The organism is Rhodococcus sp. NPDC019050 (assembly GCF_055664235.1).
Genome location: NZ_JBVOON010000015.1, coordinates 97,784 through 111,382 on the forward strand (window position 1 = coordinate 97,784; position 13,599 = coordinate 111,382).

Annotated in this window: 12 protein-coding genes and 2 tRNA genes; 13 read left to right on the forward strand and 1 reads right to left on the reverse strand. The window is 66.3% G+C overall.

Annotated features, from left to right (window positions below; genetic code table 11):
- The first annotated feature begins 12 nt into the window (after positions 1 to 12).
- The 12 genes from AC0B44_RS16165 (at position 13) to AC0B44_RS16220 (ending at position 10,829) form a co-directional block, all read left to right on the forward strand.
- Positions 13 to 387, forward strand: a complete 375-nt coding sequence (locus AC0B44_RS16165; protein WP_072701132.1) for a DUF742 domain-containing protein — start codon at positions 13 to 15, stop codon at positions 385 to 387.
- A 13-nt stretch (positions 388 to 400) separates the two neighbouring features.
- The gene (locus tag AC0B44_RS16170; RefSeq protein WP_169621077.1) at positions 401 to 955 is read left to right on the forward strand and encodes a GTP-binding protein; all 555 of its coding nucleotides are present in this window, start codon (positions 401 to 403) and stop codon (positions 953 to 955) included.
- Positions 955 to 1,749, forward strand: coding sequence for an MHYT domain-containing protein (locus AC0B44_RS16175; protein ID WP_471903853.1), 795 nt, complete (start codon positions 955 to 957; stop codon positions 1,747 to 1,749). The genes AC0B44_RS16170 and AC0B44_RS16175 overlap by 1 nt, the downstream gene beginning before the upstream one ends.
- Positions 1,750 to 1,773: 24 nt before the next feature.
- Positions 1,774 to 2,547 carry an MHYT domain-containing protein gene (locus AC0B44_RS16180; RefSeq protein ID WP_471903854.1) on the forward strand — a complete coding sequence of 258 codons (774 nt, stop codon included), beginning with the start codon at positions 1,774 to 1,776 and terminating at the stop codon, positions 2,545 to 2,547.
- 178 nt (positions 2,548 to 2,725) lie between these two features.
- The gene (gene gyrA, locus AC0B44_RS16185) at positions 2,726 to 5,230 is read left to right on the forward strand and encodes a DNA gyrase subunit A (protein WP_471903855.1); all 2,505 of its coding nucleotides are present in this window, start codon (positions 2,726 to 2,728) and stop codon (positions 5,228 to 5,230) included.
- Positions 5,231 to 6,685 carry a DUF3566 domain-containing protein gene (locus AC0B44_RS16190; protein WP_471903856.1) on the forward strand — a complete coding sequence of 485 codons (1,455 nt, stop codon included), beginning with the start codon at positions 5,231 to 5,233 and terminating at the stop codon, positions 6,683 to 6,685.
- Positions 6,686 to 6,759: 74 nt separating this feature from the next.
- Positions 6,760 to 6,833, forward strand: a tRNA-Ile gene (locus AC0B44_RS16195).
- 137 nt (positions 6,834 to 6,970) lie between these two features.
- Positions 6,971 to 7,043 (forward strand) — tRNA-Ala (locus tag AC0B44_RS16200).
- A gap of 474 nt (positions 7,044 to 7,517) precedes the next feature.
- Positions 7,518 to 8,024 (forward strand): hypothetical protein, encoded by a 507-nt coding sequence (locus AC0B44_RS16205; protein ID WP_471903857.1) that lies wholly within the window; start codon positions 7,518 to 7,520, stop codon positions 8,022 to 8,024.
- A gap of 78 nt (positions 8,025 to 8,102) precedes the next feature.
- The gene (locus AC0B44_RS16210) at positions 8,103 to 8,621 is read left to right on the forward strand and encodes a copper chaperone PCu(A)C (RefSeq protein WP_471903858.1); all 519 of its coding nucleotides are present in this window, start codon (positions 8,103 to 8,105) and stop codon (positions 8,619 to 8,621) included.
- On the forward strand, positions 8,614 to 9,786 hold the full coding sequence (locus tag AC0B44_RS16215; RefSeq protein ID WP_471903859.1) for a Dyp-type peroxidase: 1,173 nt from the start codon (positions 8,614 to 8,616) through the stop codon (positions 9,784 to 9,786). Before AC0B44_RS16210 ends, AC0B44_RS16215 begins: the two co-directional genes overlap by 8 nt.
- A gap of 65 nt (positions 9,787 to 9,851) precedes the next feature.
- Positions 9,852 to 10,829: a R2-like ligand-binding oxidase gene (locus AC0B44_RS16220; RefSeq protein WP_471903860.1), complete on the forward strand. Its 978-nt coding sequence runs from the start codon at positions 9,852 to 9,854 to the stop codon at positions 10,827 to 10,829.
- Between the two features lie 16 nt (positions 10,830 to 10,845).
- Here the strand turns inward: AC0B44_RS16220 and AC0B44_RS16225 are convergent, their stop codons facing one another.
- Positions 10,846 to 11,967 carry a DUF7159 family protein gene (locus AC0B44_RS16225; protein ID WP_471903861.1) on the reverse strand — a complete coding sequence of 374 codons (1,122 nt, stop codon included), beginning with the start codon at positions 11,965 to 11,967 and terminating at the stop codon, positions 10,846 to 10,848.
- A gap of 305 nt (positions 11,968 to 12,272) precedes the next feature.
- Here AC0B44_RS16225 and AC0B44_RS16230 point away from each other — a divergent pair, with 305 nt between their 5' ends.
- Complete coding sequence (locus tag AC0B44_RS16230; RefSeq protein ID WP_471903862.1) at positions 12,273 to 13,562, forward strand: lipase family protein; 1,290 nt, start codon at positions 12,273 to 12,275, stop codon at positions 13,560 to 13,562.
- The last annotated feature ends 37 nt before the right edge of the window (positions 13,563 to 13,599 follow it).

A 13,599-nucleotide genomic window follows, 5' to 3' on the forward strand; every position in this document is an offset into this window, starting at 1 on the left:
GTCGAGGTGGCCATGGAATCGCGCAAGCCAGAGTCGGTGCCGGATCAGCCCAGCCTGGTACGGCCCTACTCGCTGACTTCGGGACGTACGAGTCCCGCGGTCGAACTGGCGTTGGAAGCACTGATCCAGGCGATCCCGGGCACGGACCCTCGAGCCCGTGACCTGGACAACATCAACGCCACGATCTTGGAATTGTGCAAGGAGTCGCCCTCGGTTGCCGAGATCGCGGCGAGGGTGGGCGTGCCGCTGGGTGTGGCTCGCGTACTCGTTGCCGATCTTGTCGAAGCCGGACACGTACAGATCCTGGCCACGCTGAAAGACGATTCGAGCGACGCGGAGCGTCGTGAGCTGATTGAAAGGGTCCTCAGTGGACTTCGCGAACTCTAGCGCCACCAAGCGCGTGACCTCGACCAAGATCGTGATCGCCGGTGGCTTCGGTGTCGGTAAAACCACGCTGGTCGGGGCAGTGTCCGAAATCGTCCCCCTCCGAACCGAAGCGCTCGTGACGAACGCCAGCGACGGGGTGGACAACCTCACCGCGACGCCGCAGAAGGCGACGACGACGGTGGCGATGGACTTCGGGCGTATCAGTCTGGCCGAGGACCTGGTGCTGTACCTGTTCGGTACGCCGGGTCAGCACCGGTTCTGGTTCATGTGGGACGACCTCATCCGGGGTGCCATCGGTGCCATCGTGCTGATCGACACGCGTCGACTGGACGAGAGTTTCGCGGCCGTGGACTTCTTCGAGGCGCGAAACCTCCCCTTCATCGTCGCCATCAACGAGTTCGACGACGCTCCGCGTTACCCGCTCGAGGACATTCGCCAGGCTATGGCGATCTCACCCGATGTCCCGATCGTGTCGATCGACGCGCGGTCCCGTGAATCGGCGAAGCAGGCGTTGGTCACCGTCACGGAATACGCGCTGCGGAAGCTCCACCAGCCGGTGGCCCCCTAGTGGTCGAGGGACTCCAGCTGTTCACCATGGGTGCATGGGTGATCGTGCTGGCGTACCTCACCTCGGCGATCGGGGTGTTCGTCGGGGTCACCAGTGTCAGGAAGGTGCGCACCGCGGTGAGCAACCGCGCGCGCAACTTCTGGCTGGTGATGGCATGTTTCGTCATCGGTGGCGTCGGCGTGTGGCTGGCGCAGTTCCTGCCCATGGCCGGCTTCGCCGTCGAGGGCAGCGTGGTCAGATACGACCTCGTCACCATCATGTTCTCGATGCTGCTCGCGTTGGTGGCGGTCTTCGTGGCACTGGTGGTCGCGACGCCGTCGGACGGCGGCCCTCCGAAGACTGCACCGGCGGCCCTGATTCTCGGTGTCGGCCTCGCTGCTGTCCCCTACGCGATCATGTGGTCGGTCCGCACCCAGGGCGAAGTCTCGTTCAACCCCGCATTCGTCGCGGCCGCCGTCTTCTTCGCATTCGTGACGGCCGCGGGTTTCATGTGGCAGGTGCAGCAGGCGGACACGTGGCCCAAGCGGTTCGTCGGCGGCGCACTGGTCGGCGCTGCGGTCATGGTCGTGCACTTCCTCGCCGCAGCATCCATCCAGGTGACCCCCGAGCCCACGACGCCGGCACCCTCCGGCATCGAGGTGTTCTCGATTCTGTTCCCACTGTTCGTCGCCGGCTTGGTCCTGCTCGTCGTTCCGATTGTCGCGGTGCTGCTCGCTCCGGATCGCGTCGCGGCAACGCTCGAGCGCGAAGTCGACGAGTGGAACGCCGAATCCTTCCGGTCGCCGAGTCGATAACCGTTCGGCGTGCACCTCTTCTCCATGAGTCCGTGGGTCTTTCTGCTGGCCTATGCGACAGCGGTCGCCGGGGCCTACACCGGACTGGCCTGTATGCGTCGCAAGCGCGAGGAAACGGGCCGGAGCGGGGGTAACTGGTGGTTGCTGATGGCGTCCCTCTCCCTCGGCGGCGTCGGTATCTGGCTCATGCACTTCATCGCAATGATGGGGTTTTCGGTGCCGGGCGCGATCCGGTACCAGCTCGTCCCGACGGTGCTCTCGGTGATCGTCGCGGTCGTGACGACCATGCTCGGCATCTGGATCGTGACTGTGCGCTCGGCTGTGCTCGACCGCCTGCCACGAGGGATCCGTCCGGCCCTCGGAGGTTCGGTGGTGGGCATGGCGGTGGGCCTCATGCACTACACCGGGATGAGTGCGATCAGGGTTCAGGGCACGATCCACCACGACACGAGGTTCATCGTCGTCTCGGTGGTCATCGGTCTGGTCGCCTCGACAATCGCACTCGCCCTCGCACGGGCAGCGGAACAATTCGTTCTTCGTCTGGTGTCGGCGTTCGTCATGGCCTCGGCAGTCGTGGCGCTCCACTACACCGGTATGGCGGGTGTCCACGTGGTCATCGATCCCGGGGCACCGGAACCGAGCGGCATCGCCGTGCTCTCGTTGCTCTTCCCGGCGTTCATCCTCGGCATCATCGTGCTGGCGGCACCGATCACCGCTCTCGTGCTCGCGCCCGGGAGCGACGAGTTCCGCCGGAAGGACCCTCTCGAGCCTCCGGCAGACGCGCCGATCCGCTCATGACGCGCCGCCGAACAGCCTTCCGGACTGTGATCTCCCTCTCCCCGGGGCAGACGCCAGGGGAAAGTGCCTGTCCTTCGCGGCGTGGCATGACCTGCACCTATAGACTCGTGTGGTTGCGAGACGTTCGTCGGGCGGAAGACCGTGGACGGACGTTCGAGCCGAGTAGAAGAAGGAGCTCATGACCGACACCACGTTGCCTCCGGAGGGGCCGGGGCACGACCGCATCGAGCCCGTCGACATCCAGCTGGAGATGCAGAACAGCTACATCGATTACGCGATGAGCGTGATCGTGGGGCGTGCTCTGCCCGACGTGCGTGACGGCCTCAAGCCCGTCCACCGTCGCGTGCTGTACGCCATGTTCGACAACGGTTTCCGGCCGGATCGCGGCTATGTGAAGTCGGCGCGTGCCGTTGCCGAGACGATGGGCAACTACCACCCGCACGGCGACTCGTCCATCTACGACACCCTGGTTCGCCTCGCGCAGCCGTGGGCGCTGCGGTACCCGCTCGTCGACGGGCAGGGCAACTTCGGGTCGCGCGGCAACGACGGTGCGGCCGCCATGCGGTACACCGAGTGCCGGCTCACGCCTCTCGCGATGGAGATGCTGCGGGACATCGACCACGACACGGTCGATTTCCAGCCCAACTACGACGGCCGGACCCAGGAACCGACGGTTCTCCCCAGCCGTATCCCCAACCTGTTGATCAACGGTTCGGGTGGCATCGCGGTCGGAATGGCGACCAACATCCCCCCGCACAACCTTCGTGAGGTCGCGGACGCGATCTACTGGGCGCTCGACAATTACGAAGCCGACGAGGAATCCACCCTCGCTGCGGTGATGGAGCGGATCAAGGGCCCCGACTTCCCGACGGCGGGCCTGATCACCGGCTCGCAGGGCATCCACGACGCGTACACCACGGGCCGCGGCTCGGTGAAGATGCGCGGTGTCGTGGAGATCGAAGACGACCCCAAGGGCCGCACCACCATCGTCATCACCGAGTTGCCTTACATGGTCAACCCGGACAACCTCATCACCTCGATCGCCGAGCAGGTCCGCGACGGCAAGATCGCGGGCATCTCCGACATCCACGACGAGTCCTCCGACCGCGTCGGTATGCGGATCGTCGTGACCGTCCGCCGCGACGCGGTGGCGAAGGTCGTTCTGAACAACCTGTACAAGCACACCCAGCTTCAGACGAGCTTCGGCTGCAACATGCTGTCGATCGTCGACGGTGTGCCGCGCACCCTGCGTCTGGATCAGATGATCCGGCTGTACGTCGTGCATCAGGTCGAGGTCATCGTCCGACGCACGCGCTACCTGCTGCGGAAGGCCGAGGAACGCGCTCACATCCTGCGCGGCCTGGTCAAGGCGCTCGACGCCCTCGACGACGTCATCGCACTCATCCGCAGGTCCCAGACCGTCGACCTCGCGCGTACCGGACTCATCGATCTGCTCCAGGTCGACGAGATCCAGGCCGACGCGATCCTCGCGATGCAGTTGCGCCGTCTCGCTGCTCTGGAACGTCAGAAGATCGTCGACGATCTCGCCGAGATCGAGCGGGAAATCGACGATTACAAGGACATTCTCGAGAAGCCGGAACGGCAGCGCGCCATCGTCCGCGACGAGCTGAAGGAGATCGTCGAGAAGTACGGCGACGACCGCCGGACCCGTATCGTCGCGGCCGACGGCGACGTCACCGACGAAGACCTGATCGCTCGCGAAGACGTGGTCGTCACGATCACCGAGACGGGCTACGCCAAGCGCACCCGCACCGACCTGTACCGGTCGCAGAAGCGCGGCGGCAAGGGCGTCAAGGGTGCCGAGCTCAAGCAGGACGACATCGTCAAGCACTTCTTCGTGACGTCCACGCACGACTGGCTGCTGTTCTTCACGACGAAGGGCCGTGTCTACCGCGCGAAGGCCTACGAACTGCCGGAAGCGAACCGCACCGCCCGCGGCCAGCACGTCGCGAACCTGCTGGCCTTCCAGCCGGACGAGCGGATCCAGGGCGTCATCCGCCTGCAGAGCTACGAGGACGCGCCGTACCTGGTGCTCGCGACCCGCAACGGCCTGGTCAAGAAGTCGCGCCTGTCGGACTTCGACTCCAACCGCAGCGGTGGCATCGTCGCCATCAACCTGCGTGGGGACGACGAGATGGTGGGCGCAGTCCTGTGCTCCGCCGACGACGACCTGCTCCTCGTGTCGAAGCTGGGACAGTCCATCCGCTTCTCCGCGACCGACGAAGCGCTGCGCCCGATGGGTCGTGCAACGTCCGGCGTGCAGGGTATGCGGTTCAACGGCGAAGACAGCCTGCTGTCTCTCAACGTCGTCAAGGACGGCACATACCTGCTGGTCGCGACGTCCGGTGGCTACGCGAAGCGCACGCCGATGGAGGATTACCCGGTTCAGGGTCGCGGCGGCAAGGGCGTTTTGACCATCCAGTACGACCGCCGACGTGGCACCCTGGTCGGTGCTCGGATCGTCGAGGACGATGACGAGCTGTACGCGATCACGTCGAACGGTGGCGTTATCCGTACTGTCGCCAAGCAGGTGCGCAAGGCAGGGCGGCAGACCAAGGGTGTGCGCCTGATGAACCTCGCCGAAGGCGACACACTGTTGGCGATCGCGCGCAATGCCGACGAGCTGGACGACGCAGACGTATCCGGAGCTAAGGAGTCGTAAGTGAGCACTCCCCAGGGACCCAACGGAAACGGCCAGGGGAAACCCGGCCCGCAACCCGAGGATCGCAATGGGCAGGAGGTGCCGTCCGGTCCGTCCGGCGCGGCTCCTTCACAGGGGCCGGCTCCGCAGGGGGCATCCTCGAACGACCGGGTACCGCCGCAGGATCGGTCTCCCCAGGACCGGTCACCGCAGAATGCGGCAACGGCGAAACCGGCCGGATCTCCCCAGAACGCTGGTGAGGCGTCGTCGTCCGCTGCGTCGAAGCCTGCGGACGACTCCCCGAAAACTCCGGTGAACACCCCGCCGAAGCAGGCTTCCGACAGCAAAGCTCCGGAGGGTGCCGCACCGAAGTCCGCACCGTCCGATGCGCCGGCGCGGAATGTTCAGCAGGGGCAGGCCGAGGACCAGGGGCGCAAGGAAGCGGCATCGTCGCAGCCCGAAACTCCGGCTGCGGGTAACGGCGTGGCACCGTCGTCGTCCGCCAAGTCGTCGTCTGCCAACGTGCAGCCGTCGCAGGGCGCGGATCAATCGCGTCCGGCGCGACCCGCGAACCAGACGGCCCGACCGGGCGGTCAGACACCTCCGTGGCAGCGCGGACCGCAGGGGAACGCCCAGGGCGGACCGCAGGGGAATGCGCAGGGTGGATCCTCGCCCCAGAAGACCCCGCAGACCAACCTGCCCGGCGTCGGCCCGGGTCTCGGCAAGTCGGGCGGCCCGGCGGCAGGACGTGGGTCCTCCGCTCCTCGCCCGTCGACGAGCGGCCAGCCTGCGGCAGGTAAGCCTGCGGCAGCGCAGAATCCGGCTCCGCCGACTCGTCCGGTCGTGACGGGCACGGCAGCGGCTTCGATGAATGCCGGCACGTCCGGTTCGGGTGCGCGCACCACCGACCACGGCGGCAACGATCGTGCGGCTGCCGCGAAGGCGAAAGCCGCGGTCATCGACGGGCCGACACGGCATATCGAGCGCAAGGATCTCGCCAAGGATCTGCCCGATCTGTCTGCGGTCAAGCATCCGTCGCCGGTCGCGCCGACAACGGGGGAGACGCCCAAGGTCGGCCCGACGGCCATCGCTCCGGCTGCCGCAGGTGTCGCCACGGGCGACGCTCTGCGCGCGACTGTGCAGCTTCGGCGTATCGATCCGTGGTCGATGCTCAAGATCTCGTCCGTGATTTCGGTCTCGCTGTTCTTCGTCTGGATGATCGCTGTCGGTCTGCTGTACGCCGTGCTCGCAGGCATGGGCGTGTGGGACCGGCTCAACAGCGCGTTCACCGACATCGTGAGCGACGCGGGTAGCGAAGGACTGGTGACGGTTGGTCAGGTCTTCGGCTACGCGACCGTGATCGGTCTGGCGAACATGGTCCTGATGACCGCGCTCGCGACGCTCGGAGCCTTCATCTACAACCTGTGCACCGACCTCGTCGGCGGCGTTCAGGTAACGCTCGCAGACCCGGACTGACCTGCAGGAATGCTGCCCCGCCGAGGCGATTTGAATCATCCGGCGTCGGTGGGGTAGTGTTCCATCCGGTTCGAGGGCCTATAGCTCAGGCGGTTAGAGCGCTTCGCTGATAACGAAGAGGTCGGAGGTTCAAGTCCTCCTAGGCCCACTCCCCGTGCCGGAAAGGCTGCCAGAATGAAGTTCCTTATTGCTGTGGGAGCCGGATTTCTGGCGGTCGTCGGACTCGCTCGCATGCTGCGTAGTGAGGACGAATGGCACGAGGTACCCAGTCGCTAGTCGGCGTACGGGGCCTTAGCTCAGTTGGTAGAGCGCTGCCTTTGCAAGGCAGATGTCAGGAGTTCGAATCTCCTAGGCTCCACAAGAAAATATCGAGGTAGAGGGCGTTTTCCGGGATTTCGGAAGATGTCCTCTTCTCGTTTTCCCACATCCGTCGCCGGTCGCGGTGCTGCTACTGCCCGAATGTGAACCGCAGATCGGCGTTGATCAACTCGTTGATCCGCTTCCGCATGCGGACGATGGTCTCCCCGTCCGGCACCGGTATCGCGACGTATCGGTCTGGGCGGTCCTCTGTGAGATCCGTCGAAGAGTGCTCACGCGACGTGTAGCCGGGCGAGCTTGTCGAGGCTTTCCGCGACCATGCCGAGGTGGTCGTCGAACAGGTGCCCCATATCGATCGTCAGCGCAGCGCTCGCGTGTCCGAGCATTCGTCGAAGTGAGTTTTGTCGTATCCGGACTCCCGGGCCTCTACCAGGTGGGTTTCACGTGAAACCCCGCTCGTCGGGTGGGACGCACGACATACGACGCCCTGTAGTAAACCCCGTATCATCGGAGCGTGTCCGCCGCCGACCCCCAGCTCCTCGCGCGCATGCGTGGTGGGTTCGTGGGCGGTACGTCCGGCGTCGTAGCGACTGTCGCCCACGCTCTTGCGGCGGGTCGGTATCCCGGGACCACCGCGCTGACGGTGCTCCTCTGCGTCGCCGTGATCGCGGGCGTGCTCGCGGCATCGACCCGAGTCGCGATCGTTCCCCTGCTGATCGTCGGCCAGGTTCTCGGCCACGTGGCCCTTTCCCTCGGCAGCGGTCATCTCCACATTCCGGATGCGGGCATGCTCGTCGCCCACCTCGCAGCGGTCTTTGCCGCCGCCGTGCTGATACGCGGTGCCGAACGGGGTAGTGCTGTCGCGCTCAACGCGGTGCGCCGCGCGACGTCCGTTCCGGGGCCCGTTCCTTCGCCGCCCGCTCCGGCCGCACTGCCCGTGGATCCCGGGCCGGAACGGCGTCGTACGCAAGTCTTCCCCGAGGGTGTGTCCACCCGCGGACCACCTCTCGTCACCGTCTGACCTCCTTTTCCCTCCTCGACCACCGTGCACACGGCGGTCGGCGCCGTCGCGCGCCAACCCACTTTCCTGGAGTAATCGATGACGAGAAAACCTGTTCGTACCGTGGTCGTCGCGGCAGTCGCCGCAGCACTGGCCGTCCTTCCCGCCTGCGGATCCACCGATGAGCCTGCCACCGCAGCCGACGCGCTGACGGTGTCCGACGCATGGGTCAAAGCCGCCGACGGCGGAATGACCGGTGCGTTCGCCGAGTTGTCCAACGGCGGTGACACCGACGTGCACGTGGTCGCCGCATCGAGCCCGAACGCCGAGCGCACCGAACTGCACGAAATGGCGCCGGGTGAGGGAAGCGCGATGGTCATGCGTGAAATGGCGGACGGTCTGCTGATCGAGTCCGGAAGCACGCACAGTCTCGCTCCCGGCGGCGACCACCTGATGCTCCTGGACATCGTCGAACCGATCACGCCGGGCAGCGACGTGATGTTCACGCTCGAGTTCGAGGACGGTTCGACGAAGGACTTCACCGCTCAGGTACGCGACTTCGCAGGGGCACAGGAGGAGTACGAGCCGGCGACGACCGGGGCGGGTCACGGTGGCTGAGCTCAGCCGCCGTCATCTACTCGGCGGAGGTCTGGCAGCTGTAGGGGCTGCCGGTCTCGCGGCGGTCGGCGGCGGTGCAGCCGTCGCGGCCCGGACCCCCGACCGGATGGGTGTGGCGACCGTCGATCCCCACGGCCCGCACCAGGCGGGCATCGACACCGCTCCGCAGGCGTTCGCGTCGTTTGCCGCACTCGATCTGGCGGAGGGAGTCGACCGCGACCGTCTGATCGGTGTCATGAAGGTGTGGGCCGAGGACATCCGGCGTCTCGCCGCGGGACAACCCGCGTTGGGTGACACCGAGCCCGAACTCGCGGCAGATCCCGCCCGGCTCACCGTCACTGTCGGTTTCGGACCGGCCGTTTTCGACGTCGCGGGTATTCCCGACCGCCGGCCGTCCTGGTTGCGGCCCTTGCCACCGTTCTCCGTGGACCGCCTCGAAGACCGGTGGTCGGGCGGCGACCTGCTCTTGCAGGTCTGTGCCGACGACCCCGTTGTGGTGTCCCACGCGACGCGAACGTTGACCAAGAGCGTGCGATCGCTGACCGCGGTGCGCTGGGTGCAGCGCGGCTTCCGGCACGCCGTGGGTGCCAGGCCCGACGGCATGACCATGCGGAACCTGATGGGCCAGGTGGACGGCACCGTCAACCCGGCGGCCGGCGGCCCGGACTTCGACCGGCAGGTCTGGAACCAGGGCGACCCGGAGTGGCTTCGCGGCGGAACGTCGCTCGTACTGCGCCGGATCCGGATGGAACTCGACACGTGGGACGAACTCGACCGGCCCGCGCGTGAGCTTGCAGTGGGCCGGACTCTGTCGAACGGGGCACCGTTGACCGGCACCGAGGAGCACGACGACGCCGACTTCGAGGCCACGGACAGGTACGGGATTCCGGTGATCCCGCCGGAGTCGCACATCGCGAGGGCGCGCCCGCGGACCGCCGACGAGCAGTTCCTGCGTCGTGGTTACAACTACGACGACGACAGTGCGGGGTTGCTGTTCGCGGCGTATCAGGCCGACGTGGACCGGCAGTTCGTCCCCGTGCAGGGCCGTCTCGCCGAGCACGACGCTCTGAATCCGTGGATCACACCGGTCGGGTCGGCGGTGTTCGTCGTCCCACCGGGTTTCGGTCCGGACGGCTATCCGGGGGATACGCTCCTGCGCCGGTGAACTCACGCCGGACGTGCCGGTGACGAATCCTTTCGGGACTCCCGGTGCGGGGTTACCCTCGGGGTGTGACTGGAAGCACACAGACGCGTATCGGGTTCTCGTCGTTGCGGGAAGGCGGGCTCAACTGGGACGCCTTCCCGCTCCGGCTTTTCGCGAAGGGCAACGGGAAATTCTGGGATCCGGCAGACCTGGATTTCTCCCGCGACGCGGCCGACTGGGAAGCGCTCAACTCCGAGCAGCGACGCAGTTCCACGTACCTCGTGGCTCAGTTCGTCGCCGGTGAGGAAGCCGTCACCCAGGACATTCAGCCGTTCATCCGCGCGATGGAGGCCGAAGGCCGGATCGGCGACGAGATGTACCTGACGCAGTTCTGTTTCGAGGAGGCCAAGCACCTCCAGGTGTTCCGGATGTGGATGGACGCCGTCGGTCTCACCTCCGACCTGCATCCCTACGTGGCCGACAATCCGTTCTATCGGCAACTCTTCTACGACGAACTGCCGAACTCGCTGCGACTGCTCGAGTCCGATCCGTCGCCGGCCAACCAGGTGCGCGCCAGCGTCACCTACAACCACGTGATCGAGGGAAGCCTCGCGCTCACCGGTTACTACGCGTGGCAGAAGGTCTGCACGACGCGCGGCATCCTTCCCGGAATGCAGGAACTGGTCCGGCGGATCGGCGACGACGAGCGACGGCACATGGCATGGGGCACATTCACGTGTCGTCGGCACGTCGCGGCAGACGACTCGAATTGGGATGTGGTGCAACAACGTATGAACGAGTTGCTCCCGATGGCTCTCGGCATGATCGGCTGGGTCAACGATCGGTTCGACGAACAACCGTACGGCCTCGACCCCGACGAATTCGTCTCCTACGCCGCCGACAGGGCGGAGCGACGACTCGGTGCCATCGAATCCGCGCGGGGTCGTCCGGTGGAGGAGATCGATCTCGATTACTCGCCCGAATCGCTGGAAGAGAAGTTCGGCGCGGAGGATGCGGCCGAGCTGGCGTCCATCGGCGACGGGGGAGACGGGATCGGTCGCTAGCCCTCTGCGATCCTGATCAGATCAGGATCGCGACCGCGACGACGAGTACAAGTACCGTCACCAGCACGGCAACAGCGATCCGCACCGTCTCGGGTCCACCCCGCACCGGTTGTGGAGGTTCTTTCTCGGCTGTGCGCGCCGGGACAGTGGCCACGACGGCGGCAGGGGCGGGCTTCTCCCGTTCGGCGGAGTTCTCCAGTTCGTAGCTGTCGTCGAGAGCCTTGAGGCGCGCGATGCCACCGGTGAGCACGTCGGTTTCGTCGTACGACGGGGGAAGGCCGATCCGGGCCTTCTTCATTTCGCGTGCCGGGGTGAACCCCGCCGCGAGGATCGCTGCGCCGAGAGCGGCGGTCTGTTCCGGCCCGGGTCCGACGAGGCTGCGCACCATCAGTTTCGTGGCGAGGCTGTTGGCGATTTCCTGAATGTGCGACCGGTCGCGTGCGACGAGTCCGTCGCCCATCACGACGACCGCGTCGAGGTTGTCGGACAACCACCCGAACGAGCCGAGTGCGGAGGCGAGTTGCGCTGCCGGTGACGGCGCATTCTTGACCGGAACTCGGAATGCCTTGCCGACGGGAACACCCGAACGCACCAGTGTCACAGTCGAACCCACGTCGTCGACGTGATAGACGCCGACGAGCTGACCGGGGGTCTCGGAAATCTCCGAGGCATACCAGGCCGCTGCCGCTTGGGCGTCCGACACGAGGTCGACGTGCCGGAGATCGGCGAAGTCGAGCGCCGATCGCAGGGTGGCGGCGGTCGCGGAATCCCATTGGGAGGGGTAGGTCGCGGTGTAGCCGGGGTCGCTGTCCTTGTCCATGCCACCGAAGGTCGGCAGTGGATGACACTCCGTGAGGAGGCAGTGGATCGCCGTGGCCATGGCATCTTCCGCGCGGTACACACGGCCGTCGCTCGCCGACACTCCTGCGGGGTCGCCGACGCGGGAGAGGAAACCGGTGAGGGTGCGAACTTCGTCGTCCGCCCGGACGGACCCGCCGAGGAAGGTCGAGTCGTCGCGTCCGATGTGAAGAACGGTGTCTCGTGCGATGACGACCGGGTCCGGAGTGCCGGGTTCGTTGGACGCGACCACTGCGGTGGACACGATCCTGCCGATTCGGAGCCCCACCCCGATTGCCATGCTTCTCCCCTCGTCTGCCGATCCGGGTACATCTTGCTACCGGGAGCACCCGGTAGCAGTGTGCCGCGCCGCGACCAAGATCGTCGTGTTCAGGACATACCACGCAACATGTGCTGCGCAACAGTCCTCCTGCCGAGCGGGCGAAATCGGGTGCGCGTCGGGTACGGTGCCAGCCTTTTCGGGGGCCGCAGCACGTCTGCTCCGCTCCAGGTCGCAACTTACTGCCCGGTAATGTACGTGTTACAGTCCGTACCATGTGACCGAAGGCACGCCTAGGTCCGGGATGCGGTGGAGGAGAAGCAGGTATGGGCAAGACCCGGAAATGGGCTGCAGCGGCGTTGACGTCGGCGGCCCTCGTCGGAGGACTACTGGCTGCGCCGGCAACCGCGTACGCCGAGGGCGACTTCTACACGCCGCCCGCGCTGGAACCGGCGGGGAACCCCGGCGACGTTCTTCGCAGCGAACCGTCCGATCTTGCGATCCGCGTCCCCACGGGCGACGGCGTATTCCCCGCGCAGGGCACGCGCATGCTGTACCGCTCGAACGACGCCAAGGGCGCCCCGAACGCGGTGGGCGGTACCTACCTCGAACCGTCGACCCCGTGGAACGGTGACGGCCCGCGCCCGCTCGTAGCGGTGGCGGTCGGAACCCACGGTCAGGGCGACCAGTGCGCTCCGTCGCGCAATCTCGGATCGCTCGTGCAGTACAACCCGCCGCTCGACCTGTTCACGGAATACGAGTTGCTCTCGATCAACGCGTTTCTGCTGCAGGGCATTGCGGTTGTCGTGACCGACTACGACGGACTCGGCACCCCCGGTCACCACACGTACGTGAACCGCGCCGCCGGGGCGCATGCGGTGCTCGATTCGGTTCGGGCCGCGCTGAACCTGCCCGGAACGAGCGTCACGCCGGAGAGCCCCGTCGGGTTGTACGGATACTCGCAGGGCGGTGGTGCCAGCGGTGCCGCAGCCGAACTCGCACCCAGTTACGCCCCGGAACTGAACCTGAAGGGCGCGTACGTCGGCGCACCTCCGGCAGACCTGGTGGCGACCCTGAAGCAGATCGATGGAACGCTCCTCACCGGCGCCGTGGGTTACACGATCAACGGGCTGATCGAGGCCTACCCGGAGATCGGCCCCGAGGTGGACGCGGAGATCAACGATCGCGGCCGCGCGATGCTTGCCTCGGTTGCGAACCAGTGCGTCCCGGAAACCGTTGCCACCCTCGCATTCCAGCGGACGGAAGATTTCACCCGTACCGGTGAACCGCTCGACGTGGTGGTCGGCCGCCTCCCGCAGGTCCAGAAGGCGATCGACGAACAGCGGATCGGCCGGATGACGCCGCAGATTCCGGTGTTCCTTCAGCACGGCACGCAGGACGACACCGTTCCGTACGGGCAGGGCCGCCAACTCGCACTGGATTGGTGCGAGAAGGGCGCAACCGTGCAGTTCCATGCCGATCAGACGCCGCCGATCCTCCCGGGCTTCGTGATCAACCATGCGGTGCCGCTGTTCTCGGGCCTGCCGGTTGCCGTTCAGTACCTCGATGCGCGTCTGCGTGACGCACCCGCGCCCTCGAACTGCGGCGCTTTCTGACCGAACCCCTCACGACAAACGGCCCGCGCTCGTCATG